26 protein-coding genes and 1 tRNA gene are annotated in these 24,764 nt (G+C 74.8%); 11 read left to right on the top strand and 16 right to left on the bottom strand.

The window, feature by feature from the left end; all coding sequences use genetic code 11:
• Positions 1–13 precede the first annotated feature (13 nt).
• Together MT994_RS07255 and MT994_RS07250 are read left to right on the top strand one after the other, a co-directional pair.
• Entirely contained in the window at positions 14–736 is a 723-nt protein-coding gene (locus MT994_RS07255; RefSeq protein ID WP_354805721.1) for an antibiotic biosynthesis monooxygenase, read from the top strand.
• Between the two features lie 29 nt (positions 737–765).
• Entirely contained in the window at positions 766–2,367 is a 1,602-nt protein-coding gene (locus MT994_RS07250) for a mechanosensitive ion channel domain-containing protein (RefSeq protein ID WP_354805720.1), read from the top strand.
• 54 nt (positions 2,368–2,421) lie between these two features.
• On the opposite strand, the gene MT994_RS07245 is transcribed toward MT994_RS07250, so the two are convergent.
• The 5 genes from MT994_RS07245 to MT994_RS07225 form a co-directional block, all read right to left on the bottom strand.
• Positions 2,422–3,189: a 5'/3'-nucleotidase SurE gene (locus MT994_RS07245; protein WP_354805719.1), complete on the bottom strand. Its 768-nt coding sequence runs from the start codon at positions 3,187–3,189 to the stop codon at positions 2,422–2,424.
• 61 nt (positions 3,190–3,250) lie between these two features.
• The gene (locus MT994_RS07240) at positions 3,251–4,261 is read right to left on the bottom strand and encodes a PfkB family carbohydrate kinase (protein WP_354805718.1); all 1,011 of its coding nucleotides are present in this window, start codon (positions 4,259–4,261) and stop codon (positions 3,251–3,253) included.
• Between the two features lie 9 nt (positions 4,262–4,270).
• Positions 4,271–5,158: a glycerophosphodiester phosphodiesterase family protein gene (locus tag MT994_RS07235; protein WP_354805717.1), complete on the bottom strand. Its 888-nt coding sequence runs from the start codon at positions 5,156–5,158 to the stop codon at positions 4,271–4,273.
• 97 nt (positions 5,159–5,255) lie between these two features.
• Positions 5,256–5,819 (bottom strand): TIGR03086 family metal-binding protein, encoded by a 564-nt coding sequence (locus MT994_RS07230; protein WP_061269353.1) that lies wholly within the window; start codon positions 5,817–5,819, stop codon positions 5,256–5,258.
• 121 nt (positions 5,820–5,940) lie between these two features.
• Positions 5,941–6,999: a 2,3-butanediol dehydrogenase gene (locus MT994_RS07225; RefSeq protein WP_354805854.1), complete on the bottom strand. Its 1,059-nt coding sequence runs from the start codon at positions 6,997–6,999 to the stop codon at positions 5,941–5,943.
• A 268-nt stretch (positions 7,000–7,267) separates the two neighbouring features.
• Here MT994_RS07225 and MT994_RS07220 point away from each other — a divergent pair, with 268 nt between their 5' ends.
• On the top strand, positions 7,268–8,413 hold the full coding sequence (locus MT994_RS07220; protein WP_354805716.1) for a VanZ family protein: 1,146 nt from the start codon (positions 7,268–7,270) through the stop codon (positions 8,411–8,413).
• Here MT994_RS07220 and MT994_RS07215 read toward each other — a convergent pair.
• Positions 8,400–8,582 carry a hypothetical protein gene (locus MT994_RS07215; protein ID WP_354805715.1) on the bottom strand — a complete coding sequence of 61 codons (183 nt, stop codon included), beginning with the start codon at positions 8,580–8,582 and terminating at the stop codon, positions 8,400–8,402. The genes MT994_RS07220 and MT994_RS07215 overlap by 14 nt on opposite strands.
• Positions 8,583–8,846: 264 nt before the next feature.
• On the opposite strand from MT994_RS07215, the gene MT994_RS07210 reads away from it, so the two are divergent.
• Positions 8,847–10,460 (top strand): class I SAM-dependent methyltransferase, encoded by a 1,614-nt coding sequence (locus tag MT994_RS07210; protein ID WP_354805714.1) that lies wholly within the window; start codon positions 8,847–8,849, stop codon positions 10,458–10,460.
• Between the two features lie 175 nt (positions 10,461–10,635).
• Complete coding sequence (locus MT994_RS07205; RefSeq protein ID WP_354805713.1) at positions 10,636–11,241, top strand: ASCH domain-containing protein; 606 nt, start codon at positions 10,636–10,638, stop codon at positions 11,239–11,241.
• A 234-nt stretch (positions 11,242–11,475) separates the two neighbouring features.
• Here the strand turns inward: MT994_RS07205 and MT994_RS07200 are convergent, their stop codons facing one another.
• Positions 11,476–12,078 (bottom strand): pyridoxamine 5'-phosphate oxidase family protein, encoded by a 603-nt coding sequence (locus MT994_RS07200; protein ID WP_251176484.1) that lies wholly within the window; start codon positions 12,076–12,078, stop codon positions 11,476–11,478.
• 48 nt (positions 12,079–12,126) lie between these two features.
• On the opposite strand from MT994_RS07200, the gene MT994_RS07195 reads away from it, so the two are divergent.
• Positions 12,127–12,741: a DinB family protein gene (locus MT994_RS07195; RefSeq protein ID WP_085386562.1), complete on the top strand. Its 615-nt coding sequence runs from the start codon at positions 12,127–12,129 to the stop codon at positions 12,739–12,741.
• Between the two features lie 31 nt (positions 12,742–12,772).
• Here the strand turns inward: MT994_RS07195 and rlmC are convergent, their stop codons facing one another.
• Positions 12,773–13,897, bottom strand: coding sequence for a 23S rRNA (uracil(747)-C(5))-methyltransferase RlmC (rlmC, locus tag MT994_RS07190; protein WP_354805711.1), 1,125 nt, complete (start codon positions 13,895–13,897; stop codon positions 12,773–12,775).
• 238 nt (positions 13,898–14,135) lie between these two features.
• On the opposite strand from rlmC, the gene MT994_RS07185 reads away from it, so the two are divergent.
• Positions 14,136–15,782, top strand: coding sequence for a glucan endo-1,3-beta-glucosidase (locus MT994_RS07185; RefSeq protein ID WP_354805710.1), 1,647 nt, complete (start codon positions 14,136–14,138; stop codon positions 15,780–15,782).
• A gap of 107 nt (positions 15,783–15,889) precedes the next feature.
• Here the strand turns inward: MT994_RS07185 and MT994_RS07180 are convergent, their stop codons facing one another.
• Together MT994_RS07180 and MT994_RS07175 are read right to left on the bottom strand one after the other, a co-directional pair.
• Positions 15,890–16,177 (bottom strand): DUF4287 domain-containing protein, encoded by a 288-nt coding sequence (locus MT994_RS07180; RefSeq protein ID WP_034651273.1) that lies wholly within the window; start codon positions 16,175–16,177, stop codon positions 15,890–15,892.
• Positions 16,178–16,248: 71 nt separating this feature from the next.
• Positions 16,249–16,488, bottom strand: a complete 240-nt coding sequence (locus MT994_RS07175) for a three-helix bundle dimerization domain-containing protein (protein ID WP_034651271.1) — start codon at positions 16,486–16,488, stop codon at positions 16,249–16,251.
• A 206-nt stretch (positions 16,489–16,694) separates the two neighbouring features.
• Here MT994_RS07175 and MT994_RS07170 point away from each other — a divergent pair, with 206 nt between their 5' ends.
• Entirely contained in the window at positions 16,695–17,156 is a 462-nt protein-coding gene (locus tag MT994_RS07170) for an ATP-binding protein (RefSeq protein ID WP_021479821.1), read from the top strand.
• Between the two features lie 104 nt (positions 17,157–17,260).
• On the opposite strand, the gene MT994_RS07165 is transcribed toward MT994_RS07170, so the two are convergent.
• Positions 17,261–17,333: transfer RNA gene (locus MT994_RS07165), tRNA-Lys, on the bottom strand.
• A 385-nt stretch (positions 17,334–17,718) separates the two neighbouring features.
• Here MT994_RS07165 and MT994_RS07160 point away from each other — a divergent pair.
• Positions 17,719–18,000: an iron-sulfur cluster biosynthesis family protein gene (locus MT994_RS07160; RefSeq protein ID WP_021479822.1), complete on the top strand. Its 282-nt coding sequence runs from the start codon at positions 17,719–17,721 to the stop codon at positions 17,998–18,000.
• A 166-nt stretch (positions 18,001–18,166) separates the two neighbouring features.
• On the opposite strand, the gene MT994_RS07155 is transcribed toward MT994_RS07160, so the two are convergent.
• Positions 18,167–18,883 carry a M50 family metallopeptidase gene (locus tag MT994_RS07155; protein WP_031315119.1) on the bottom strand — a complete coding sequence of 239 codons (717 nt, stop codon included), beginning with the start codon at positions 18,881–18,883 and terminating at the stop codon, positions 18,167–18,169.
• Between the two features lie 295 nt (positions 18,884–19,178).
• Here MT994_RS07155 and MT994_RS07150 point away from each other — a divergent pair, with 295 nt between their 5' ends.
• Positions 19,179–20,702: a DEAD/DEAH box helicase gene (locus tag MT994_RS07150; protein WP_194521994.1), complete on the top strand. Its 1,524-nt coding sequence runs from the start codon at positions 19,179–19,181 to the stop codon at positions 20,700–20,702.
• Between the two features lie 131 nt (positions 20,703–20,833).
• Positions 20,834–21,262 (top strand): peptide-methionine (R)-S-oxide reductase MsrB, encoded by a 429-nt coding sequence (msrB, locus tag MT994_RS07145; RefSeq protein WP_034652513.1) that lies wholly within the window; start codon positions 20,834–20,836, stop codon positions 21,260–21,262.
• Here the strand turns inward: msrB and MT994_RS07140 are convergent.
• The 4 genes from MT994_RS07140 to MT994_RS07125 form a co-directional block, all read right to left on the bottom strand.
• The gene (locus tag MT994_RS07140; RefSeq protein ID WP_354805708.1) at positions 21,231–21,692 is read right to left on the bottom strand and encodes a DUF2809 domain-containing protein; all 462 of its coding nucleotides are present in this window, start codon (positions 21,690–21,692) and stop codon (positions 21,231–21,233) included. The two genes, msrB and MT994_RS07140, sit on opposite strands and share 32 nt — an antisense overlap.
• Before the next feature lie 19 nt (positions 21,693–21,711).
• The gene (locus MT994_RS07135) at positions 21,712–22,209 is read right to left on the bottom strand and encodes a MarR family winged helix-turn-helix transcriptional regulator (protein ID WP_354805707.1); all 498 of its coding nucleotides are present in this window, start codon (positions 22,207–22,209) and stop codon (positions 21,712–21,714) included.
• Between the two features lie 171 nt (positions 22,210–22,380).
• Entirely contained in the window at positions 22,381–24,096 is a 1,716-nt protein-coding gene (locus MT994_RS07130) for an MDR family MFS transporter (RefSeq protein ID WP_354805706.1), read from the bottom strand.
• Between the two features lie 141 nt (positions 24,097–24,237).
• On the bottom strand, positions 24,238–24,738 hold the full coding sequence (locus MT994_RS07125) for a MarR family winged helix-turn-helix transcriptional regulator (RefSeq protein WP_021482815.1): 501 nt from the start codon (positions 24,736–24,738) through the stop codon (positions 24,238–24,240).
• Positions 24,739–24,764: the final 26 nt, after the last annotated feature.

Here is a 24,764-nt window from a genome sequence, read left to right as displayed (position 1 = left end):
GTTCACTCGTCCCATGACCCACGACGTCCCCGGGGACGTGCGGCGGACCGGCGGCGACCCCGCCCGCGCCCTGCCCCCGAGCCCGCCCGCCCGACCCCGCTCCGGCCCGGCCCGCACCGGCGCCGGTCCCGTGACCGTCGCGATCGAGCGCCGCGTCCGGCCCGAGAACGTCCCCGCCGTCACGCGCTGGGTGCAGGACGGGGTCAACCTCGCCAACCGCTACCCGGGCTTCCTCGGCTCCGGCTGGGTGCGCGCCTCGGCCGGGTCGCACGACTGGCACATGCTCTACCGGTTCGCGGACGCTGCGACGCTCGACGCCTGGGAGACCTCGCCCGACCGGGTGGGCTGGCTCGCGCGAGGCCGGGACCTCGTCGAGGAGACGCGGGTCGAGCGCCGCACGGGCATCGAGGGCTGGTTCGACGACCCGACGCCGGGCGCGTCGTCGGGCGCATCGTCGGGCGCGGCGGTCGCCGCGGCGCCGCCCCGCTGGAAGCAGTCCGTGAGCATCTGGCTCGGGTTCTTCCCCGTGAACCTCGCGTTCACCGTGCTCGTCGGGAGCCTGGTCCCCGCGTGGGACGCGGTGCCGGTCGTCCCGCGCGTGCTCGCCACGACGCTCGTCCTCACGCCCGTGATGACCTACCTCGTGCTGCCGCGCGTGACGCAGGTGCTCGCCCCGTGGCTGGCCCGCCCCCCGCGGTCCCGGGCGCCCCGCGTCCGTCGCGCGGCCCGGAGGTGACGGTCTCGCACCCTGCCTAGCCTGGGGGGATGGACACCGAGCTCGAGAACACGACCGACGTCCTGCTCACCCTCGGTGCGGTCGCGGCGGGCGTGGTCCTGGCGTTCGTGCTGGGGACGGTGATCTCCGCCGTCGTGCGGCGGGCCGGGCGGCGCAGCGAGCTGGCCCGGGACCTGTCGCGACGGCTCCGGCGGCCGGACCGCGCGGTCCTCACCGTCGTCGCCGTCTGGATCGCCGTGCGCGTCACCACCGACGCCGGGACGCCGTGGCGGCCCGCCGTCGAGCACCTGCTGCTCATCGCGCTCATCGTGGTCGGGGCGTGGTGGGTGGGCGCGATCGCGTTCGTGCTCGAGGACTCCGCGCTCCAGCGCTACCGCATGGACACCGCGGACAACCGGCACGCGCGCCGCGTCCGGACGCAGATCACGGTGCTGCGGCGGCTCACCGTCGCGGTGATCGTCGTGTGCGCGGTCGCGGGCATCCTGCTGACGTTCCCCGCCGCGCGCGCGGCGGGGGCGAGCCTGCTCGCGTCGGCCGGGCTCATCTCGATCGTCGCGGGGCTCGCGGCGCAGACGTCGCTCGCCAACGTCTTCGCGGGCATGCAGATCGCGTTCACCGACGCGATCCGCGTCGACGACGTCGTGGTGCTCGAGGGCGAGTGGGGGCGCATCGAGGAGATCACCATGACGTACGTCGTCGTGCACCTGTGGGACGACCGCCGGCTCATCATGCCGTCGACCTACTTCACGACGACGCCGTTCCAGAACTGGACCCGGCGCGCGGCCGACCTGCTGGGCACGGTCGAGCTCGACCTCGACTTCGAGGTGCCGGTCGGCCCCATGCGCGCCGAGCTGCGGCGCCTGCTGGGGCTCACGGACCTGTGGGACGAGCGCGTCGGCATCCTCCAGGTGACCGACGCCGTCGGGGGCCTCGTGCGCGTGCGCGCGCTCGTCAGCGCGCACGACGCCCCGACGCTGTTCGACCTGCGGTGCTTCGTGCGCGAGGGACTCGTCGACTGGTTGCAGCGCGCCGCGCCCCAGGGCCTGCCGCGCACGCGGCTCGAGCGCGCGGTGGACGCCCTGGACCTCGACGGGCCGGACGAGCGCGACGGGCTCGGCGCGCCGGACGGGGCCGACGCGCCCGGTGGCCCCGGCCGCGACGCCACGGACGACGGCGGTCCCGTCGCCCCGGCGCGACCGCCCCGGCTCCCCGCCGAGCGCGGTGCGCGCCGTGCCGACGCGCCCGTCGTCCTCGGCACGATCCGGCGCGCGGGGCGCGGTGCGGGTGCCGCGCCGAGCGAGGACCCGACGCGGCTCGTCGGGGTGGTGCCGGGCCCGGACGACGGCGCGGGCCGTCCCGGCCCCACCGGGCCGACCGCGGCGGACGGGGGCGTCGACGCCGAGGCGCCGGGCAGCACCCGGCCGCTGCCCGCCGTGGGGCACGACGACGACCTGCCCGAGGCCGCGGAGTCCGCCTTCTTCAGCGGGACGCCCGAGGGCGAGGAGCGCTCGCGGGCGTTCGCCGGACCCGGTCAGGACGTCATCGAGGAGCGCGAGCGCACCGCCGAGCACGAGAAGGTGCCGGACGAGACCCCCGACCACGACACCGGCGACGGTCGAGCACGCGGTTGACGACCGGATCGGCCGAGACACGGTCGCGGACCCCGTGCTCGACGGCGGGAGTCGTCAGGGGAGGGGCGGGATCGCCAGGCTCGCGTCTGCGTAGGGGGCGACGAGGAGCGTCACGGTGGCCCAGCCGCGCGTGAGCAGGCCGGTGTCGGAGTCGGGCTCGGAGTGCCGCTCGGTGCCCGAGTACTGGAGCACGAGGTGCCGGTCGCCGTCCTCGTGGATGTTCGCCTGGACGAGGCCGAACGACGCGAGCGGCGCCTGCCGCAGCCCGCGCAGGCGGTCGGGGGCGACGTCGGGCACGTTGACGTTGAGCGTGCGCCGGTCGAGCGGGACCTCGGCGGCGTCGCTCCCGCCCATCCACGCGAGCACGTGGTCGGTGACGAGCCGCGCGGTGTCCCAGTGCCGCGGCTCGGCGGCGTCGACCGAGACGGCGAGCGACCGGATGCCGTGCGTCATCGCGGACAGCGCCGCGCCCACCGTGCCCGAGTGCAGGATCGCGTTGCCGGTGTTCGCGCCCTTGTTGGCGCCCGAGAGCACGAGGTCGGGCCGCGGGCCGAACCCCCCGTAGGCGGCGACGAACGCGATGAGCGCGGGGGCGGCGCGCACGGCGTAGGAGGTGACGTCGTCGGGCAGGCCGGGCGCGCGGCGCGGCTCGACGGCGAGCCGGCCGTCGCGCTCGGCGCCCAGCAGCGCGGCGCTCGCCCCGGACGACTCCCGGGCGGGCGCCGCGACGACGACCTCGTACCCGGCGTCGAGCGCCGCCCCGGCGAGCACCGCCAGGCCGGGGGAGTCGATCCCGTCGTCGTTGGTCACGAGTGCGCGCACGCGGTCCTCCTGAGGGTTCGGGTCCGGGTTCTGGTGCGGGGCCACGCTCCGCGGGCCGGCGTCAGGTCACGTCCTCGACCGTGACGCTGCGCGCGAAGCGCTCGATCTGGTCGCGGCGGCCCGTCCCGAGGCCCCGCCGCGTGACGTTGAGCGCCCCGGCTGCGGCGCCGAGGCGGACGGCGTCGGGCGGCTCGAGCCCGCGCCCCAGCCCGACGGCGATCCCCGCCGTCATCGAGTCGCCCGCGCCGCGGTGGTCGACGGTCGTGACGCGGGGCGTCGTGACCCGGTACGTGTGCTCGCGCGTGACGAGCAGCGAGGGGTCGTGCGCGCGGGACACGACGAGCGCGCGCGGGCCGGCGTCGACCATGGCGCGCGCGGACCGCAGGAGCGACTCCTCGGACTCGTCGTCGCTGAAGCCGCCCTCGACGAGCTCCTCGTGGCTCATCTTCAGCACGACCCCCGGCGCGTCGGCGACGGCCCGGGCCTGGTCCGCGGAGAGGTCCGCGACGACCTGGCTGTCCGAGGCGTGCAGGTCGTGAGCGAGGCGCCGGAAGAACGACGCGGGGACCCCGACGGCCGTCTCCGAGCCGGTGAGGATCGTGACGGCCGCGTCGAGCGCGCTGACCAGGACGGTGCTGTAGAGGTCGTCGACCTCGTGCCGGTTCAGGGGGTAGGGATCCATCGTCACGAGCTCGGTGCGCTGGCCGCTGCGCCGGTCGTGGACGAACGCCCCGTTGCCGCCGGTGCCGACCGTGCGCAGCTCGAGGTTCTCGGTGCGGGCGAGGTGCGCCGCGACGCTGCCCGTCTCGCCGCCGAACGGCCCGCAGACCACGACGTGCGCCCCGAGCGAGTAGGCCATGCGCGCGAGCCACAGGCCCTGCCCGCCCGGGTGGACGTGCACCTCGGGCGACGTCTCGGTCGGCCCGGCGGGCTCGATCTCGATCGCGAGCAACGGGGTCAAGGCGAGCACGCACACCGCGGGCGACCGGGGCGCGCCGCCGGTCGCGGCAGGGCTCGTCGCGGTGCCGGGCGGGTGCGCGCCCGGGGGCGTCGGCGGGGTCGTCGCGCTCATCCGTCGAGGCTAGGGCGACGCGGCGAGGTCCACCTCTCGGGCGCCCGCGTGCACGGCGGGGCCGAGCCGCGCGTCGAGCCAGCCGACGAGGCGGTCGGGTCGGTCGGTCATGATGCCGTCGACGCCCTGGACCAGGAGGTCGTCCCACTCGTCCGGCGTGTCCGCGGTCCAGACGTGCACGCGCAGGCCCGCGTCGCGCAGAGTCTCCACGAGGCCCGGCTCGTGCGCGAGGAGCGCGACCTCCGGGTGGCACCCCACGACCCCGAGGTCCGCACACACTGCGACCAGCTCGTCCAGGCTGTCCGGGTGCAGCGCGAGCAGCAGCGCCCGGTCGAGGTGCGGCGCGGCGTCGCGCAGCGCGGCGACCGTGGGCGGCCAGAACGACTGGACGACCACCCGGTCCCCGATCCCGGCGGCGTCCACGACCCCCGTCACGAGCGCCGCGTCGTCCGCCGACCACACGCCCTTGAGCTCGACGAGCAGCTCCAGCCCGGGCCGCTCCGCGACGAACCGCGCCGCCTCCTCGAACGTGGGGACGCGCTGGCCCGCGAACGCCCGCGCGAACGACGACCCGGCGTCCAGCGCGCGGACCTGCGCCAGCGTCAGTCCGTCCACGCGGCCGGTGCCGTCCGTCGTCTCGTCCACGACGTCGTCGTGCAGCACCACGACGTGCCGGTCGGCCGTGAGGTGCACGTCGAGCTCGATCGCGTCCGCGCCCGCGCGCCACGCCGCCTCGAACGCCGCGAGCGTGTTCTGCGGCGCGACGGACGAGTTGCCCCGGTGCCCGACGACGAGCGGCCGGCCCGCGCGGTCGGCGACCGGTTCGAGGAGACGGGCGCGACGCGGTGCGCCGGGCGGCTCCGCCGGCGTCCGGGGTGCGGTGCGGTCGAGCGGCATGGGGCCAGTCTCGCGCGCGGCGCGCCCGGCCGTCCTGCGCAGGACGCCGCGCGCCGGACGTTCCGCCGACGTTCACCCGGTCGTCGTGCGACGGCGGTCAGCGCGCCCGGCCGGTGAGCGCGAGGAGGCGCGTGAGGTCGTCGGCGCCGTCGTCGACGTCGAGGGGACCGCGGAAGAGCGGGCCGGGCTCGAGGAACGTCGAGCGCGCCTCGGCGTAGCGCAGCGCCCACGCGACGAGCGCCGGGTCGACCTCCTCGTCCCCGCCCGTCGCCCGGGCCAGGTCCCACGCGTGCACCACGAGGTCGAACGTCATCTGCGCGCAGTACTCCGCGCCCGACTCGTCGCCGTACGAGAGGTGCACGCGACGGTCGAGGGCGTCCGGCGCGAGGAACGCCTCGCGCGCCTGGACGGACGCGTCGACCCAGCGGTCGACGGGGTCGTCGCCCAGCACGTCGCCGTCGAAGACGCCGCCGACGTCCTCGATCCAGCGGCCCGCGAGGAGCTCCGGCGCCCAGAGCTGCTCGGCCGTGACATGGTTGACGAGGTCGCGCACGGTCCAGTCCGCGTCGGGCGTGGGGAGCGGCCACCGGTCGTCGCGCAGCGGGCGCACGAGCGCGTCGAACGCGCCGATCGCGTCGCCGTGGGCGGCGAGGACGTCCATGCGGGCCTCCCGGGGCCGGGTGCTGCGGTGCTCCTCCACCGTGGCACGCCCCGCCGCGCACCGCAGGTCGAGCAGCGCGGCCCGCGGCCCCCGGGGACGGTGGGGGCCGCGGGCCGCCGTCTCACACCGACACGACGATCTTCACGTGGTCGTCCTTGTGGTCGATGAGCTCTCGGTACCCCTTCTCCACGACGTCCTCGACGGCGATGCGGCTCGTCACGAACGGGGCGAGGTCGACCTTGCCCTCCTGCACGAGCCGGATCACGGCCGGGTGGTCGTCCGCGTACCCGATCGCGCCCTTGATGGTCAGCTCGCGGAGCAGGACCGTCATGACGTCGAGCGTCGGCGGCTCGGAGAACAGCGCCACGATCTGGAGCGTGCCGCCCGCCTTGAGCGCGCGGGTCAGCGTGTCGAGCACAGGTTGCGCGCCCGAGCACTCGATCGCGACGTCCGCGCCGCGGCCGTCCGTGAGCTCGAGGACGCGCGCGGCGACGTCGACCTCGCGCGGGTCGAGGACGTCGTCGGCCACCCCGGTCTCGAGCGCCTTGGCCTTGCGCGCCCCGCTCACCTCCGTGACGATCGCGCGCGCCCCGATCGCGTGCAGCACGGCGCACGTGAGCAGGCCGATCGGACCTGCGCCGCCGACGAGGACCGTGTCGCCCGCCTGCGCCCCGGAGAGGCGGACGCCGTGGTACGCGACGGCCAGCGGCTCGATGAGCGCCGCCTGGTCCAGCGGGACGTCGCCCACCGGGTGCACCCACCGCGGCTCGACCACGACGTGCTCCGCCAGCCCGCCGCCGCGGCCGGAGATGCCGATGAAGCCCATCTTCACGCACGCGTTGTAGAGCCCGTCGCGGCACGGCGGGCACTCGCCGCACACCATGAACGGCTCGACGACGACCGCGTCCCCGACCGCGAGGCCCTCGACGCCCTCGCCGAGCTCCTCGACCACGCCGGAGAACTCGTGCCCGAACACGACGGGCAGCGTCTCGCCCGACAGGGGGTGCGGCTGCGTCTCCGACGGCGCCGGCGGGAACGGGCCCTCGAGGTAGAGGTGCAGGTCCGAGCCGCAGATCCCCGTCCACGCGGGCCGGATCTTCACGGTCCCCGGCCGGGTCTCGGGCTCCGGGACGTCCTCGATCCGGAGGTCTTCCTTGCCGTGGTACCGCGCCGCCTTCATCGTGCTCACCTCGTCCGTCGTGCCGCGCGCACCGGTCGGTGCGCGGCGGCCGGTCCCGGACCGGTCCTCGGTGCACCCGCGGCGACCCGTGGTTCCCGACCGCACCTCCACGGTAGGCCCGAGGCCCCGCCCCGGGCCGCGCCGAAGGTCCCGCCGGACGGGGCCGGTCGTCGTCGGCCGCGATACTGGGGCCCGTGACACCGAACCCCGCCCCGGTCCCGACCGCGACCCGCGCCGCGCGCCGTCCCGCGCAGGGCGGAGCCCGCGCGTGACCGACCGGTGGACGTGGCCCGCGTACGTCGGCCTGCTCGGGGGCGCCCTGCTCTTCGCCGCCTTCCTCGTGCCCGCGCTCGTGTGGCAGTACCGGCGGTACGGCCGCCTGAGCGGCCGGCGTCTGCTCGGGGCGGCCGCCGTCGCGGTCTACGGCGTCGCGCTCGTCGCCTACACGCTCCTGCCGCTCCCGAGCGGCGACCTCGCGCGGTGGTGCGCGCAGTACGGCGTCGCGGGCGCCGAGCTCGTGCCGTTCCACTCGCTCGCGGACGTCCGACGGGACACGGCCGGGCTCGGGCTCGGCGCGACCCTGCGCAGCACCGCCGTGCTCCAGGTGGTCTTCAACGTCGTCCTGTTCGTCCCGTGGGGCGTGCTCGTGCGGCGCTACCTCGGCCGCGGGGTGCTCGTCACGACGCTGTCCGGCCTGCTCGTGTCGCTCCTCGTCGAGACCACGCAGTACACCGGGATCTTCGGCATCATCCCGTGCTCGTACCGGGTCGCCGACGTCGACGACGTGCTGACCAACACGCTCGGCGCGCTCCTCGGGGCGCTCGCGGCGCCCCTCCTGCTGCGCTGGATGCCGCGCGCGGGAGAGCTCGAGGCACGCCGCGAGGAGGCCCGGCCGGTGACCGTCTGGCGGCGGTGGCTCGGGATGCTGCTCGACGCGCTGCTCGTCACGGCGCTGGGCGTCGTGCTGCAGGTCGCGTACCGCACGGTGCTCTACGCGCTCGGGCGCCCGCTGCCCGACGGCGCGGACTGGGCCCAGTGGCTGCTCGGCACGCTCGTGCCGTTCGTGGTCGTGTTCGTGGCGCCGACGTTGCTCGGCAGCGGTGCCTCGTGGGGCCAGCGGACGGTGTGGCTCGCCCCGCGCTGGGGCGGGCGGCGCGGCACGACGGCGCAGCGCGTCGCCCGCGCGGCGGCGGGCGGAGCCCTGTGGGGAGCGCTCGGCCTGCTGAGCGACCTGCCGGCGGGGCTGCCTGCGGCGGTGGGGGTGACCGCCTCGGTCGCGGCGCCGCTCGCGGCCCTGTTCGCGGTGGTGTCGGTGGTCGCGGTCCCGTTCACGCGCGGGCGCCGCGGGCTCTCGGGTGCGGTGAGCGGGGCGGAGCTCGTGGACGCGCGGAAGGTTCCGGTCAGCCCTCGGTGAGCAGCCCGACGAGCAGGGCGACGGCGCCCCACACGACGAGGCCGCCGCCGACCGCGATCGCGATGCCGCTCGCACCCGTCGACCCGGCGCGGCGCGCGCCACGGGCGGCCGTCGCGGCGATCGCGAGGCCGGACACGACGAGCACAGCCCCTGCCACGATCCAGAACATCGCCCATACCGTCGCATACGGCGCGCCCCGCTGCATCGTGGACGGCCGTCCAGGTCTGGCGTGTCGCGTCGTGCGAACACGTGCTCGGACCCGCACAACCGCACCGTTCCGCGCCTCGTGAGCGTCCGTGCCCCGGACGCGGGCCCTGCGGGTGCTGCGTCCGGCCGCCCGAGACGTGAGACGGGTGGCGCCCAGGGCTGCGGCTGTCGGCCCGAGAGGTGAGACGGGTTGCGCCCGGGTGCCGGCTGGCCGCACCGTGTGCGGGTGCCCCTCCCCACCGACGGCCCGCCCGTGCGCCGCATCCTCTTCCCCGGCCGCCACCACGTCGTCACGCGCTACCAGGTCGACTACCTCCGGGCGCTGCGCGCCGGTCTCGTGCACGACCTCGACGGTCGGCGCGTGCGCTGCGCCCCCGACGTGGAGGTCGTCTGGGTCGTGACGTCCGCCAACCACGCGGGAACCCGCCGCAACCCGCTGCCCGGGCACCGGCGCGAGGCGCTCGTCGAGAACGTCACGACCCGGGAGGGCCTCGCGTCCGTCGTCGTGCCCGTGCCCGACGTCGCGCCCGACGACCGCTTCGCCCACCTCGTCGTGACGAGCGTCGCGACCGCGACCGGCGTCGCGCCCGACCCCGCGGGCACCGTCGTCGCGTGCTCGACGCCCGCGCTCGTCGACGCCTACCGCGCGCTCGGCTACCGGGTCGCGGGGGTCGAGCTCGACGCCGCCGAGCCGGGCGGCGACCTCCCCGCGCGGCCGTGGGACGTCGTCGAGCAGATCGCCGCGGGGGACGAGCGCTGGCGCGACGTCGCGCACCCCGCCGTGCCGGAGTTCTTCGCGCGCTACCGGTTCGTCGAGGACGTCCGGCGCATCTTCGCCGACCCGGTCGTGTCCGGCGACGGCGACCTCACCTCGACGCGCGACTACCGCACGTACGCCGCCGCGTTCGAGGACGCGTCGGCGCGCAAGTGGGCCCAGGTCGCCCCGCACGTGCGGCCCGGCCGGATCGTCGACATCGGGTGCGCGACGGGCGGCCTCCTGGAGCACGTGGCGCGCGAGCCGCGCCTGCACGAGTCGGACCTGTTCGGCGTCGACGTCGCGCGGCACCTCGTCGCGGAGGCCGAGCACAAGAAGGCGCAGGGCGTGTTCACGAACCCGCACGTGTGGTTCGTGCAGGCCAACATCCTCGACCGGTCCGTGATGCCCGACGCCTCCGTCGACACGACCCTCACCGTCGCGCTCACGCACGAGGTGTCGTCGTACGGGGACGGCGTGCGCGACGTCGAGACGTTCGCGCGCCGCGTCCACGCGCACACGCGGCTCGGCGGCGTGTGGATCAACTCGGACGTGTGCGGCCCCGCGGAGCCGGACCGGGTCGTCGTGCTCACGCTGCGGACCGACGACGGCGCCCCCGCGACCGGCGACGGGCCCGGCGGCGCCCGCACCGACCTCGACGACCTCGCGCGCGAGGACGTCGCGGCGTGGGTCGGGGCGCTCTCGACCGACGCCCGGCTCGTCCAGTTCGCGTACGACTTCCCCCGCCTCTCCGGGGCAGAGTTCCGGCCCGAGCGCGTGCGCCCCGGGTCGTGGCGGCTCACGCTGCGCGAGGCGATGGAGTTCCTCACGCGCAAGGACTACGTCGACAACTGGCTGTCCGAGAGCCACGAGCGCTTCTGCGACCTCACCGGCCCCCGATGGGCCGAGCTCCTCACCGCCGCCGGGTTCGAGCTCGAGCCGGGGAGCGGGGCGTGGCGCAACGAGTGGGTCGTGGAGCACGCGTTCACGCCCGTCGCCGCCCTGCACGACGCCACGACCGGCGAGCCCGTCGACTGGCCCGACACCCACGTCCTCACCGTCGCCCGCCGCCCCGAGCTCGCCTGACCTGCCTGCCCTGCCGAGGTAGAGCCGCAGTCGCGCGGGCTCGCGAGGTAGAGCCCTGGTCGCGCGAGTAGAGCCCCGGTCCGGCGAGGTAGAGCCCAGGTCGTGACCTCGGCTCTACCTCACCGGCCGGGCTCTCCCTCGGGAGGGTGTGGCGGCGTGGTCGTAGGCTCGGAGCGTGCTCCTCGACGCCCGCACGCTGCGCGGCCTCCAGGACGGGACGGTGACGCTGGCGTTCCGCCGCTGGACGACGCCGCGCGTGCGCGTCGGGACGCTCCAGCGCACCCGGGTGGGCGTCGTCGAGGTGACGTCGGTCGAGCGCGTGCCCGCCGGTCCGGGCGGCGAGCCCGTCGTGTCCGACGACGAGGCCCGCCTCGCGGGGATGACCTCGCCCGAGCGTGTGCTCGCTCGGGGCGCCGGGCGCGAGGGGGACCTCTACCGCGTGGGCCTGCGGCTCGCCGGCCCGGACCCGCGCGTCGCGCTGCGCGAGGACGCGGACCTCGACGAGGACGCCGTCGAGCAGCTCCGCACCGCGCTCGCGCGGAAGGACCGGGCCGCCGCGGAGCCGTGGACGCGCCGGTACCTCGAGCTGATCGGCACGCACGAGGGCGTCGTCGCGCGCGAGCTCGCCGCCGGGCTGGGGTTGGCCCGCGACGACTTCAAGGCGCGCGTGCGTCGGCTCAAGGAGCTCGGCCTCACCGAGAGCCTCGACGTCGGGTACCGCCTCTCGCCGCGCGGGAGGGCCTACCTCGCCGCGACGGCGGACGAGCGGCCCGCCTCGTGAGGTCGAGCTCCCTCGCGGGGCCGGGCCTCTACTCCGCGCGACCAGGCCTCTACCTCGCGGACCTGGGCTCTACCTCGCGAGACCCCGCCTCTACCTCGCAGAACCGGGTCTCTACCTCGGCGAGGTAGAGGCCTGGTAGTGCCTGTCGGCGAGACGTGCGCGCGGACGTGCGCGCGGGCGTGCGTCGCGGGTTCTCGGGTGCGCACGCACCCAGGAGCCCGGTGTCGCGAGACGTCAGCGCCCGAGGGCTTCGCGTGGCGTCGTGGTCTCCACGGTGTGCGAGCCGTCGCCGATCGCCGGGAGGCCGTCGATGCTCGTGGTGTTCTTCGTGACGCGGTAGGCCTCGAGCTGCTCCGGAGTCTTGCGATCGGCCCAGCGGTCGAGCAGGTCCCGGTCCTCGACGAGGGCCATGCGCGGCACGGAGAACCCGCACGAGTCGGAGACCCGCGTCACGTCGACGACCACGACGCCGCGCTGACCCGCTGTCTCGCGCTTGGGGAAGCGGGCGCGCAGCGCGTCGAACTCCGGGCTGCCGGCCTCGACGTACCGGCCGGTCCCGTGGAAGCGGACGATGTTCGGTGGGCCCTCGAACGCGCAGAACATCACGACGATCCGGCCGTTCTCGCGCAGGTGCGCGGGCGTCTCGGCGCCCGAGCCGGTGTAGTCCAGGTAGGCGACGCGGTGCGGCCCGAGCACCGCGAACGTCCCGGCCATGCCCTTGGGCGCGACGTTCACATGACCGTCCGCCGCGAGCGGCGCGGTGCCGACGAAGAACACCGGCTGCGCGAGCACGAACGCCGCCAGCCGGTCGGTGATCTCTGCGTGCACGGTGGCCATGAGGGGAGTTTGGCACTGGCGTGGGAGGGCGTCGGTAGCGTCCGGTGGATGAGCACGAGGACGGCACCGGACCACGACCCCAAGGCGACGCTGCTGCGCTACCTGAGCCGGGAGCGCGACGCGCTGCTCGCCAAGGCGGAGGGGCTGAGCGAGTACGACGTGCGCCGTCCGCTCACGCGCACGGGCACGAACGTCCTGGGCCTGGTGAAGCACGTGGGCAGCGTGCAGCTCGGCTACCTGCACGAGGCGTTCGGCGGCACGCACGACCTCGACCTGCCCTGGTTCGCCGACGGCGCGGAGGTGAACGCCGACATGTGGGCCACGGCGGACGAGAGCCGGGAGGAGATCCTGGAGCTGTTCCGGCGGTCGACGGAGCTGTGCGACGCGACCGTGGCGTCGCTCGACCTCGACGCACCCGGGCACGTGCCGTGGTGGCGCCCGGAGAACCGGGACGTCACGCTCCACCAGGTGCTCGTGCACGTGCTCGCGGAGGTGGCGCACCACGCCGGGCACGCCGACATCGTGCGCGAGCTCGTCGACGGCGCGGCGGGCGACGGGCGGGGCAACCTGCCCGCGCTGGACGACGACGAGTGGGTCGCCTACCGGGCGCGCGTCGAGTCTGCGGCCGTCGAGGCGTCCCGACGCGCGGGGGAGCGCCCCTGAGCCGCGCGGCGCTCGCGGACGCCGGGCGAGGTCAGGCGCGCTCGAGCAGGACCGCGACCTCGTAGTGCGACGTCTGCGGGAACATGTCGAGCACGCGCGCCTCGCGCGGTCGGAGCGACGGCATGAGGGCCAGGTCGCGCGCGAGCGTCGTCGCGTTGCAGCTCGAGTAGACGACGTGCCCGACGCCGGACCGCTCCAGCCAGGTGCTGAGCGTCTCCCCGATGCCGCGCCGCGGGGGGTTCACGACGACGAGGTCCGGCACGTCCTGCCGTGAGAGGGCGAACGCGGTCGCGTCCTCGGCGAGGAAGGTCGTGCGGTCGAGCCCGGCGTCGCGCGCGGTGAGCCGTGCGCTCGCGACGGCCTCGGCGCTCGTCTCGACGCCGACGACGTCGCGCGCGGGCCCCGCGACGTGCAGCGCGAACCCGCCCACGCCGCAGTAGAGGTCCCAGACCGTGGCGGGTGCGGCGTCGTCCACCCAGGCCCGGCCCTGGCGGTAGAGGGCCGCGGCGACGTCGGTGTTGGTCTGGAAGAAGCTCTGCGGGCGCAGGTGGAGGTCGATCCCGTTGACGTGCATGCGCAGCGTCTCGGCCTCGGTGAGCACGATCTCGGTCTCGCCCTCGACGACGGCCTTGTGCTCGGGGTGCAGGTTCACGGACACGACGCGCAGCGACGGGAGAGCGTCGAGCAGGGCCGGCAGGTGCTTGCGGACCCGCGGCACGGACTCGGTGGACCGCAGGACGAACCGCGCCATGAGGTCGCCGTCGGGGGAGAGGGTGACGAGGACGTACTTGAGCTCGCCACGCCGGGTGCGGACGTCGTAGGGGACGAGCCGCGCGCGCGTGACGAACGCCGCGAACGCGGGGAACGACGCCTGGAGCGCGGGCGGGTAGAGCGGGCAGTCGGTGAGGTCGACGCCGCCGCCCTCCGCGAGGATCCCGAGCACCGGGGCGTCGGTGGTGCCGGTGACGACCATCTTCGCCTTGTTGCGGAAGCCGGAGTCGGTGGACTCGACAGTGGGCAGCCAGGTGAGGTCCGGCGCGAGCGGGGTGAGGAGCTCGGCGCAGTGCTCCTGCTTGCCGGTGACCTGCGCGGGGTAGGCGAGGTCGAGGAGGGTGCACGACCGGCACCGGCCGGCGTCGTAGTGGTGGCACTGCACTCGTTCGAGTCTACGGGCGACCGGCTCCCTCCGGGGGGCCGCGCGCGGAGGGAGCGCCGCGGCGTCGATCCATGGCCCCCAAGCACGCCGCACCGGACGCGGGGGAGCGCTCCCTGGCGTCGCGGGCCGCTGTCCGTTACGGTCGTGGCAGCGCTTCCACACCTCCTGTGGCAACGCTGTCGCCGGAACGGTCCGGCGACCGGTTTCGACGGAGCAACCGAACAGGAGCAGATCCCGTATGCCTCACGACAGGAAGAACAGCAGCAGACGAGCGTGGGCCGCGCTGTGCGCCGCGGTCCTCGCGGTGAGCGGGGCGCTGGTCGGCGTGGCGGCGCCCGCGAGCGCGGTCCCCGCGACCATCCCGCTGACGATCACCAACGACTCGGGCAGGGGGCCGATCTACCTGTACGTCCTCGGCGAGCGCGACGGCGTCGCCGGCTGGGCGGACGCGGGCGGCACGTTCCACCCGTGGCCCGGCGGGGTCGGGCCCGTGCCCGTCCCGGCACCCAACGCGTCGATCGCCGGACCCGGCCCCGGCCAGTCCGTGACGATCCGGCTCCCGAAGCTGTCCGGGCGCGTCTACTACTCGTACGGCCAGAAGATGACGTTCCAGATCGTGCTCGACGGGCGGCTCGTCCAGCCCGCCGTCCAGAACGACTCCGACCCCAACCGGAACATCCTCTTCAACTGGACCGAGTACACGCTCAACGACGGCGGCCTGTGGATCAACAGCACGCAGGTGGACCACTGGTCCGCGCCGTACCAGGTGGGCGTCCAGCGCGCCGACGGGCAGGTCCTCAGCACGGGCATGCTCAAGCCGAACGGCTACGAGGCGTTCTACACGGCCCTCGAGAGCGCGGGGTGGGGCGGGCTCGTGCAGCGCGCGCCCGACGGGAGCCGCCTGCGCGCGCTCAACCCGTCGCACGGGATCGACGTCGGGAAGATCTCGTCGGCCTCGATCGACTCCTACGTCACCGAGGTGTGGAACTCGTACCGCACGCGCGACATGGTCGTCACGCCGTTCTCCCACGAGCCCGGCACGCAGTTCCGCGGCCGGGTCGACGGCGACTGGTTCCGCTTCAGGAACGGGTCCGGGCAGGAGGTCGCCGCGTTCAAGAAGCCCGACGCGTCGAGCGTGTACGGGTGCCACAAGGACCTCCAGGCGCCCAACGACCACGTCGTCGGGCCGATCGCCCGCACCCTGTGCGCGGCGCTCGTCCGCACCACGGCGCTGACGAACCCGAACCAGCCGGACGCCAGCAACGCCGGCTTCTACCAGGACGCCCGCACCAACGTCTACGCGAAGCTCGCGCACCAGCAGATGGCGAACGGCAAGGCGTACGCGTTCGCGTTCGACGACGTCGGCGCGCACGAGTCGCTCGTCCACGACGGCAACCCCCAGGCCGCGTACATCAAGCTCGACCCGTTCACCGGCACGGCCACGCCCCTCGGGAACGGCGGCAGCACCGAGCAGCCGGGCACCCCCGGTGGTCTGCCCGCCGGGACGGGCGCGCTCCGCATCGGGAGCACGCTGTGCCTCGACGTCCCGTGGGCCGACCCGACCGACACCAACCAGGTCCAGCTCGCCACCTGCAGCGGCAACGCGGCGCAGCAGTGGACGCGCGGCACCGACGGGACCGTGAGAGCCCTCGGCAAGTGCCTCGACGTCGCGCGCAGCGGGACGGCCGACGGCACCGCCGTGTGGATCTACACGTGCAACGGCACGGGCGCGCAGAAGTGGACGTACGACTCCGCGACCAAGGCCCTGCGCAACCCGCAGTCCGGCAAGTGCCTCGACGCCCAGGGCGGCGCACCGCTGCGTGACGGCCAGAAGGTCCAGCTCTGGACCTGCAACCAGACCGAGGCCCAGCGCTGGACGCTCTGACCGCGCCCGTCGTCTGAGCCGCCCCGCGCCCCGGTGCCCGACGACGCCCGCTCCCGGGACGTCGTCGGGCACCGGCGTGCGGGCCGGGGGGACGGCCGCGCCGGGTGTCAGGCCGGCCGGGTCGCCTTGCCGTCGAGCCACAGCGTGTCGGAGTCGTCGCGGTGCGAGCCGTCGGACCCCACGTGCTTCGACGAGATCTGCGGGCCCTTCGTGATGACGTGGACCATCGCCATGCCGTGCCCGCGGCCCAGGCCGTAGTCGTCCCGGAGCCACTCGAGGATCGGGGTCGCCTTCGTCGTCTCGTCGAACCCGCGCTCGTGCGCGAGGTCGACCAGCTGGCGCGGGGTCAGACCGGTCTTGTCCTCGACCGCGTCGAGATAGGCCTGGAAGGACATGCGAGCTCCTCGTCGTCGGGGCAGGTCGATCGACCCGCCGCGAACGTACCGACGACCGCCCACACCCGGACTCATCGGTCGGGGCGCACGCTCCCGCGGGGCGGCCGGTGCGCCCGCTCGCCCGAGCGCAGCACGTCCATCACCGCGTTCTCCACCAGCACCGGCACGAAGTCGCGCACGTGCGCGGCCTGGTACCGGCCCAGCTCCGCGAGCACCTGCTCACGGACGTCCTCCACCGGCACGTCCGGGAAGCGCGTGCTGACCCGCTCCACCACGACGTCGATCTCGCGGTCCTCGTCCTCGATCGCCATGGTCCGACGGTCCGGCCGCACCCGTCCCGCGCGCAACCAACGGGGGATGAACGCGCGGCGTCGGGCCGCAGTCGGGCCGCTGACCGGCCCGCCCCGGTGGCCGGGCCGGCGGGCTCCCGGTGAGCCGGGCGGGACGGGGTGCGGGCCGGGGGTTCGCGTGTCAGGGTGGCCGCTCCGCTCCTTCAAGCCGCTGGAGGTACCCCCGCGTGGACGACCAGACCCTGATCGACGTCCCCCTCGACGACGCCGACCTCATCACGTCGATGCCGCCCGAGGAGTACCAGCTCGTGGAGGAGTGGGTGCTCTCCACGACGGAGGAGCTCTCCGCGCTGCGCGCCGGCCTCGTGGCGACGCTCGAGAGCCAGGGCGTCGCGTCGACCGGTCGGCTCTCGTCCACGCCGGACAAGCTCGTCCTCATCGCCTCGGAGCTCGCGACCAACGCGCTGCGCCACGGCCTGCCCCCGACGATCGTGCGCCTCGCCCGCAGCGGCGACCGGTTCCTCCTCGAGGTCGCCGACCACGACGTGTCCACCGAGCCCGTCTACGCCGGGCGCCGCATCCCCGGGGCGGGCGGCGTCGGCCTGCACATGGCCCGCCAGCTCTCGCTCGACGTCGGCTGGTACCGGACCGACGACGTCAAGACCGTCTGGGCGACGTTCACGGCCTGAGCGTCTGCTGACCAGGGCACGCGGCGCCGGCTGGCGGTCCACCAGGGCGTGGCCGTCCGCCGGGTGGCGCCGTGAGAGAGCTGGGGCGTCCGCGGGCCAGGAGGTGGGCCCCGTGGGGTTCGAACCCACAACCTACGGATTAAAAGTCCGCAGCTCTGCCGATTGAGCTAGAGGCCCTGGACGCCGGTGGCGTCCACGCACAGGCTACCCGCGCCCCGCCGTCGGCAGTCCCGACCGAGTTCGGCCGTCCCGACCCAGATCGGCACGTGCGACTGCCGAACCGCGCAGAACGTGCCGACCCGGGCAGCATGTGCCGATCTCAGATCGCGACTCCCGCGGGCGCGCACCCTATGCGGCGCTCCGCGACGTGTCACCCGCGGTCTTGCTCCGTGAGAAATTTGGTGAGAACCGGGCGTTTCGCTTGCGACGGTCGCGGGTTCTTGTTTCGGTGGAGAAGACCGAGGAGCCCGCGGGAGGGTGCACCGACGGCAGGTCACGCCGGCCAGGCGTGGGCCGCACGGACGTGTCCCGCAGGTTCCGCCCGGCGACGAGAGGAGCTCTCGTGCTTACCCTGACCGACAACGCCCGTACCGCTGTCCACGACCTGCAGACCCAGGCCGGCGTCCCCGAGGGAGGCGGTCTGCGGATCGCCGAGTCGGCGGACCAGGCGGGCAGCTTCGAGCTCGCGCTCGTCCCCGCCCCGCAGCCCGACGACACGGTCGTGGAGAACGGCGAGGCGAAGGTGTTCGTGGAGTCCGCCACGGCCCCGACCCTCGCGAACCTCACGCTCGACACGGACCCGAACGCGCAGGGACCGGCGTTCGTCCTGACGCCGCAGGGCTGACGGGACGTTCCCGGCGCTCGCGCCGGACCGTCTCGACGACGCGTCCTCCTCCTCCAGGCGCGTCCTCGGTCCCACGGCGGGCCGCTCGCTCCGGCGGGCGGCCCGTCGTCGTGTCTCGACCGGCCTGCGAGGCCCGCTCGACCGGGGTGCGACCGGTACGCGAGGGTCAGGCGGCGGGCCCGACGATCCACGACCCGCCGAGCACGGCGGCGCCGACCGTCACGACGAGGAACACCCCGACCCAGAACAGGCCGGGCAGGCGGGTGAGGCGCGCGAGGATGTCGGCGTCGGAGGTGCTCGCCCGGCCGCGCGACCGCTCGGACTGCAGCTCCAGCACCGGCCGCACGGCGCCCAGCAGCAGGAACCACGTCACGGCGTACGCGACGGCGCTCTGCACGGGCGGCGTCGCCCACCAGGACACCCCGACGAGCGCGGCGCCGGTGACGAGCACGGACCAGAGCCCGAACCAGTTGCGGATCTGCAGCAGCATGAGGGCGAGCAGCACGACGAGCAGCCACAGCAGCCCGACGGCGTACCCCTGGCGGAGCAGCGCGGCGGCGCCCAGGCCGATGAGGCCGGGGCCGACATATCCCATGAACGCGGTGAGGACCATGCCGAACCCGCGCGGGCGCCCGGACGACACGGTGAGCCCCGACGTGTCGGAATGCAGGCGGATGCCCGCGAGCCGACGGCCCGTGAGCAGGGCCGCGAGCGCGTGCGACGCCTCGTGCGCGATGGTCACGACGTGCCGGGCCACGCGCCACACGGGCGTGACGAGCACGACGACGAGCGCGAGGACGCCCATCGCGACGACCACGGCGGCCGCCGGGGGAGGGACGGGCGTGGTTGCGGCCTCCCACACCTGCCCGACGACGTCCCCCACGGACGCGGCGACGTCACTGCCCGTGGTGGAGGCGCCGTCGGGCGCTCCCGTGACCCCGCCTCGGGGGAGAGCGGGCAGGACGGTGAGGGCGTTCGCCAGGGCGTGCACGCGCGACATTCCACCACAGGGCCCTGTACGCGAGGGCGCCGAGACGCACCTCACCCGGCCGCCCGTCGTCGGGCATGAGACACTGGACGTTCGAGGGCAGCGCGATCCCGCGCGCCCGGCGTCGTGGAGATCCCCCCGGATTGCGTGCGGCGGACCCCGACCTTGAGCCCCGAGAGGCCCATCACCTGTGACTTCCTTTGCCGACTTCGGCCTGCCCACCCCTGTCGTGCGCGAGCTCTCGCGCCAGGGCATCGACTCCCCGTTCCCCATCCAGACCGCCACGCTGCCCGACTCGCTGAAGGGCCGTGACGTCCTCGGCCGCGGCCGCACCGGCTCCGGCAAGACGCTCGCGTTCTCGCTGCCCACCGTCGCCCGCCTGTCGTGGGCGAAGTCGTCGCGCCACCCGCGCCGGCCCCGCGCGCTCGTGCTGTGCCCGACGCGCGAGCTCGCCAACCAGATCAACGCCACGATGGAGCCGGTCGCGAAGGCGCTCGGGCTCGTGACGACGACGATCTTCGGCGGCGTCGCGCAGTCGCGCCAGGTCGCCGCGCTCGACAAGGGCGCCGACATCGTCATCGCGTGCCCGGGCCGCCTGGAGGACCTCCTCAACCAGCGCCTGCTCACGCTCGACGGCATCGAGATCACCGTGCTCGACGAGGCCGACCACATGGCCGACCTCGGGTTCCTGCCGGGCGTGAAGCGCATCATGGACAAGACGCCGAAGCAGGGGCAGCGCATGCTGTTCTCCGCGACGCTGGACAACGGCGTCGACCAGCTGGTCAAGCGCTACCTCAGCAACCCGGTGCGCCACTCGGTGGACGACGCCGCGGCCGCGCCCCCGCAGATGACGCACCACATCCTCGCGGTGCGCGACGCGGACGCGAAGAAGCAGATCGTGCACGAGCTCGCCTCGGGCACGGGCCGCCGCGTGCTGTTCATGCGCACCAAGCACCAGGCGAAGAAGCTCGCGAAGCAGCTCACCGCGGCGGGCGTGCCCGCCGTCGACCTGCACGGCAACCTCGGCCAGGGCGCGCGCGAGCGCAACCTCGAGGCGTTCTCGTCGGGCGCGGTCAAGGTGCTCGTCGCCACGGACATCGCGGCGCGCGGCATCCACGTCGACGACGTGGAGCTCGTCGTGCACGTCGACCCGCCGGCGGAGCACAAGGCGTACCTGCACCGCTCGGGCCGTACCGCCCGCGCCGGGTCGGAGGGCGTCGTCGTCACCGTCATGCTCCCGGAGCAGCGCGGCGACGTGCGCGACCTCACGCGCAAGGCGAAGATCACCGCGCAGCCGCAGCCGGTCGCGCCCGGCGACGCGACGATCAAGGGGCTCGTCGGCGAGGTCGCGGAGTACGTGCGCCCGTCCGACATCACGCCGCCGCAGACGCAGGCGAAGCGCGGCACGGGCTCGTCCAACGGCGGGTCGCGCGCGTCGCGCCGTGGCCGTGGCGGCCAGGGCGGCGCACGCCCGGCCGCGCAGCCCGCGGGCCAGGGCACGACGGCGCAGCGCGGCCAGGGCGGTCAGCGCCCGGCGCAGCGCCCGACGGGTGCGGGTCGCCCCGAGGGCGGCGCCCGGGACGGCCGCGGCACCTCGGGCACCGGGAACGGCGCGGCAGGCCAGGGCGGCGGCCGCCGTCGTGGTGGCCGTGGCCGCGCGCAACGCCCCGCCGGCGGGTCGAGCACCGTCTACTCGACCTCCAGCCCGCGCTGACGCCCCGGCGCTGAGGCAGGAGAGAGTCGCGGTCGAACCGGTTCGGCCGCGACTCTCTCGTGCTCTCAGCGGGTGGGGCGGGCCGGGAACACGGGAGCGGTCGGCGTGGTTGGGACCGTCGGAGGTGGACCATGACCAGCCAGACCCACGAGAACCAGCCCTACGAGGTCGTGAAGACCGACGACGAGTGGCGCGCCGAGCTGTCCCCGCAGGAGTACGCCGTGCTGCGGCAGGCCGGGACCGAGCGCGCGTGGACGGGCGAGCTGCTCGACGAGAAGCGCGTCGGCGTCTACGCGTGTCGCGCGTGCGGCAACGAGCTGTTCCGCTCCGACACGAAGTTCGACTCGCACTGCGGGTGGCCGAGCTTCTTCAGCCCGCTCGCGGGTGACCGCGTCGAGCTGCTCACCGACCGCAGCCACGGCATGGTGCGCACCGAGGTGCGCTGCGCGCGCTGCGGCTCGCACCTGGGCCACGTGTTCGACGACGCGCCCCAGACCCCGACGGGCGACCGGTTCTGCATGAACTCGGTCAGCCTGACGTTCGAGGCCGGCGCGGAGTAGCCGACCGGGCGCCGACGCCCGCGTCGACCACGCACGCGAGCGCCACGCCCACCAGATAGCAGACCAGGTCCCGCACCGCGAACGTGCTGCCCAGCAGCCACGCCGCGGGCGGGACCGCGTCGTTCACGGCGGCGGCGACGCCCGTCGCCTGGAGCGCCTCGACCGCCCAGCACCACCCCAGCGCGACGGCGCCCGCCACGAGCGGGCGCACGCGCGGCGCCACGAGGACCACGAGGACGAAGGTCGCGACGGCGTAGAGCACGTCGCCGCCGACGTCGCCCCACGGGTCGGGGACGCGCGTCGCGACGACGAGGCCCGCCACCACGACGAGCGCGAGGACGAGCGCGACGACGGGCCGCCGTCGGACCCGGGCCGCCCCGCGACCGCGCGGGGCGACGTGGGGCGGGCAGGCGCCGTCGGGCACGGTCATGCCGCGCCGGGGGCCAGGGTCACCGGTTGGCGGCCCAGCGCACGACGTCCTCGGAGTACCGGTGCAGGAGCGTCGCGAGCGTCGCGACGTCGCGCTGGTCCCAGCCCTCCAGCGCCTCGGTGATCGACGTGACCCGCCCGCTGTGCGCGGCGTGGAGGCGGGCCTCGCCGTCGGGCGTCAGGGTGATGAGCTGGCCGCGCGAGTCGTCGGGGTCGACCTCGCGCGCGACGAGGCCGAGGTCGTGCAGGCGGCTGAGCTGGCGGGAGATCGTGGCGCGCCCCACGCCGAACTGCGCCGCGAGCTCCGAGCCGCGGACCCCGGGGTGGTCGGCGATGTGGGCGAGCAGCGGGTAGGCGCTCGCCTCCAGGTCGGGGTGGATGCGGCGGGCCATGCCCGTGGCGACCGCGCCGGCGCGGCGCAGCAGGATCCGCAGCTCGCGTTCGAGGTCGACGTACGCGCCGTCGTCGACGTGCGCGGTGTCGGGAGCGGGGCGGGCCGGAGCGGTCTCGGGGGGCACAGGGCCATCATGGCGCGAAGGGCACGGCCCGGTCACCTTCCTCCCCGGAACCTCACCCGCGCGGGGCGACGGGAGCTCCCGGCGCACGACCGAGGGGGTGGTCCCGGGCAGTCCGGGACCACCCCCTCGGGGTGCGTCAGAGTTGCCTCCCGTGCAGCGGGGACGCCGGCGTCAGCGCGACCGGCGTGCGGTCGCCTCGTCGTCGACCACGCCCGCGGGCTCGTAGGCACCGAGCAGCGTGGACTCCGTCTCCTCCGCGAGGGTCACGCGACCGGGGGTCGCGTCGACGGGGGCGTCCGTGCCGAGCAGGGCCGCCTCCTTCTCGAGGCGCTCCTGGAGGCCGGTCTTGGTGCCGAGCGGCACCTCCTTGAGGAACGACACGGCGATGAGCGCGACGAGCGCGAGCGGCACCGCGACGAGGAAGATCTCGGCGATCCCGTCGCCGTAGGACTTCTCCACGAGGTCCTTGATCGGCGCGGGCAGGGTCGAGACCTCGGGCACGGCGTTGCCGCCGCCCATCGAGCCGGCCGGCACGCCGAGCTGGGTGAGGCCGTCCTGGATCGACGTCGTGACCTTGTTCGCGAGCACCGCGCCGAGCACGGACACGCCGATCGCGCCGCCGAGGCTGCGGAAGAACGCGACGGTCGAGGTCCCGGCACCCATCTCCTCCACGGCGAGCGTGTTCTGCACGGCGAGCACGAGGTTCTGCATGAGCATGCCCATGCTCACGCCGAGGAAGAACAGGTAGACGCTGATGAGCGTGAAGCTCGTGTGGTAGTCGATCGTCGACAGCGCGAAGAGCGAGGCGACGAGGACCGCGCCACCGGTGACCATGAAGGCCTTGTAGCGGCCGTAGCGCGTGATGAGCTGGCCGAAGAGGGTCGACGCGACGAACGTGCCGACGATCATCGGGATCGTAAGGAGGCCGGACTCGGTCGGCGTCTTGCCCCGCGCGACCTGCATGTACTGGCTGAGGAACACGGCGGTCCCGAACATCGCGACGCCGACCGCGACGGACGCGACGACCGCGAGGACGAACGTGCGGTTCTTGAACAGGTGCAGCGGGATGAGCGGCTCGGGCGTGACGCGCTCGACGAGCACGGCACCCACGAGCGCGACGACCGCGCCGCCGACCATCGCGAAGGTCTGCCACGAGAGCCACTCGAAGTTCTGCCCGGCGAACGTCACCCACAGCAGGAGCGAGGACACGCCGGCGCTGATGAGGATCGCGCCCCAGTAGTCGATCCGGACGACGCGGCGCGCGACCTTCGGCAGGTGCAGCGTGCGCTGGAGGACGATGATCGCGGCGATGGCGAACGGCAGGCCGACGAAGAAGTTCAGGCGCCAGCTCACGGCGTCGGTGAGGACGCCGCCGAGGAGCGGCCCGCCGATCTGGCTGACGGCCATGATGCCGCCCATGAGGCCCATGAACTTGCCACGCTCGCGCGGCGAGATGATGTCGGTGATGAGCACCGTGGCGAGCGCCATGAGGCCACCGGCGCCGATGCCCTGGAAGGCGCGCAGCGCGATGAGGGTGCCGACGTTCTGCGACAGCCCCGCGAGCGCGGAGGACACGACCGCGACGACGAGCGCGATCTGGATGAGGACCTTGCGGTTGGTGAGGTCGGCGAGCTTGCCCCAGATGGGGGTCGAGATCGTCATGGCGAGGAGGGTCGAGGTGACGACCCACGTGTACGACGACTGCGAGCCGTCGAGGTCGCTGACGATCTTCGGGAGGGAGCTCGAGACGATCGAGCTCGCGAGGATCGCGACGAACATGCCGAGGAGGATCCCGGAGAGGGACTCCATGACCTCGCGGCGGGTCATCGGTGCGGGGGCGCCGGCGCTGCCGGGCGGTGCGGTGCGTTCTGCGGGGGTGCTGGTCATCAGGCGCTGGGTTCCTTGCTCACGAGGCCGGGGCGGGGCGCACGTGTCGGGGGGCGGTGTCAGGTGGTCGGGGGCCGGTCCGCGGTGCGGCCGGTGGTCGGGGCGCGTGCCCGACGGCGCAGGGCCGCCGGGCGCCGTCGGTCACCCGGTGGTGCGGGGGGAGTCGTGGACCGCGACGACCGCCGCGGCGACGCGCTCGATGTGGCGCGTGGCCTCGACGATCTCCTCGTCGCCCCAGTCCGCGAACGTCGTCGCGGCGAGGACGTCGATGTGCTCGTACGCCCGCACCAGGAGCGCGCGGCCCGCCTCGGTGAGCTCGACGGTCCGGGCCCGCCGGTCGTCGTCGTCCACCGTGCGGCGCACGAGGCCCGCGTCGACCAGGTGGCTCACCTGGCGGCTCGCGACGGAGAGGTCGACCCGGAGCTTCGCCGCGACGTCCCCGAGCTGGACGGGGCCGCAGTGCTGGAGCATCCGGAGCAGACCGAACGACGCCCGCGGCATGTCGAGGTCGCGGGCGATCCGGACGGCGGACTCCCGCTGGGCGCGCGCCAGGTCGTCGAGCGCGCGGACGAGTCCCGCCGCGGGGGACGGGTCCGGGGTGAGTCCGGGGTCCGCGACGTCGGTCGCGGGAAGGGCGGTCACAGGCACAGGCACTCCTTGGTTGCTGC

This window comes from Cellulosimicrobium sp. MI9406 (assembly GCF_040595865.1).
Taxonomy (GTDB): domain Bacteria; phylum Actinomycetota; class Actinomycetes; order Actinomycetales; family Cellulomonadaceae; genus Cellulosimicrobium; species Cellulosimicrobium funkei.
The sequence above is the reverse complement of the archived record's forward strand: the minus strand, read 5'-3'. Positions and strand labels throughout refer to the sequence as shown.

Excerpts from the sequence above, each read along its gene's own strand:
- MT994_RS07250 (WP_354805720.1), top strand. The coding sequence starts at position 766 with ATGGACACCGAGCTCGAGAACACGACCGACGTCCTGCTCACCCTCGGT.
- MT994_RS07185 (WP_354805710.1), top strand. The coding sequence starts at position 14,136 with ATGCCTCACGACAGGAAGAACAGCAGCAGACGAGCGTGGGCCGCGCTG.
- MT994_RS07255 (WP_354805721.1), top strand. The coding sequence starts at position 14 with ATGACCCACGACGTCCCCGGGGACGTGCGGCGGACCGGCGGCGACCCC.
- MT994_RS07140 (WP_354805708.1), bottom strand. The coding sequence starts at position 21,692 with ATGACCGTGCCCGACGGCGCCTGCCCGCCCCACGTCGCCCCGCGCGGT.
- MT994_RS07180 (WP_034651273.1), bottom strand. The coding sequence starts at position 16,177 with ATGTCCTTCCAGGCCTATCTCGACGCGGTCGAGGACAAGACCGGTCTG.
- MT994_RS07200 (WP_251176484.1), bottom strand. The coding sequence starts at position 12,078 with ATGGCCACCGTGCACGCAGAGATCACCGACCGGCTGGCGGCGTTCGTG.
- MT994_RS07230 (WP_061269353.1), bottom strand. The coding sequence starts at position 5,819 with ATGGACGTCCTCGCCGCCCACGGCGACGCGATCGGCGCGTTCGACGCG.
- MT994_RS07195 (WP_085386562.1), top strand. The coding sequence starts at position 12,127 with ATGAGCACGAGGACGGCACCGGACCACGACCCCAAGGCGACGCTGCTG.
- MT994_RS07175 (WP_034651271.1), bottom strand. The coding sequence starts at position 16,488 with ATGGCGATCGAGGACGAGGACCGCGAGATCGACGTCGTGGTGGAGCGG.
- MT994_RS07235 (WP_354805717.1), bottom strand. The coding sequence starts at position 5,158 with ATGCCGCTCGACCGCACCGCACCCCGGACGCCGGCGGAGCCGCCCGGC.
- MT994_RS07240 (WP_354805718.1), bottom strand. The coding sequence starts at position 4,261 with ATGAGCGCGACGACCCCGCCGACGCCCCCGGGCGCGCACCCGCCCGGC.
- MT994_RS07225 (WP_354805854.1), bottom strand. The coding sequence starts at position 6,999 with ATGAAGGCGGCGCGGTACCACGGCAAGGAAGACCTCCGGATCGAGGAC.
- msrB (WP_034652513.1), top strand. The coding sequence starts at position 20,834 with ATGACCAGCCAGACCCACGAGAACCAGCCCTACGAGGTCGTGAAGACC.
- MT994_RS07130 (WP_354805706.1), bottom strand. The coding sequence starts at position 24,096 with ATGACCAGCACCCCCGCAGAACGCACCGCACCGCCCGGCAGCGCCGGC.
- MT994_RS07215 (WP_354805715.1), bottom strand. The coding sequence starts at position 8,582 with ATGTTCTGGATCGTGGCAGGGGCTGTGCTCGTCGTGTCCGGCCTCGCG.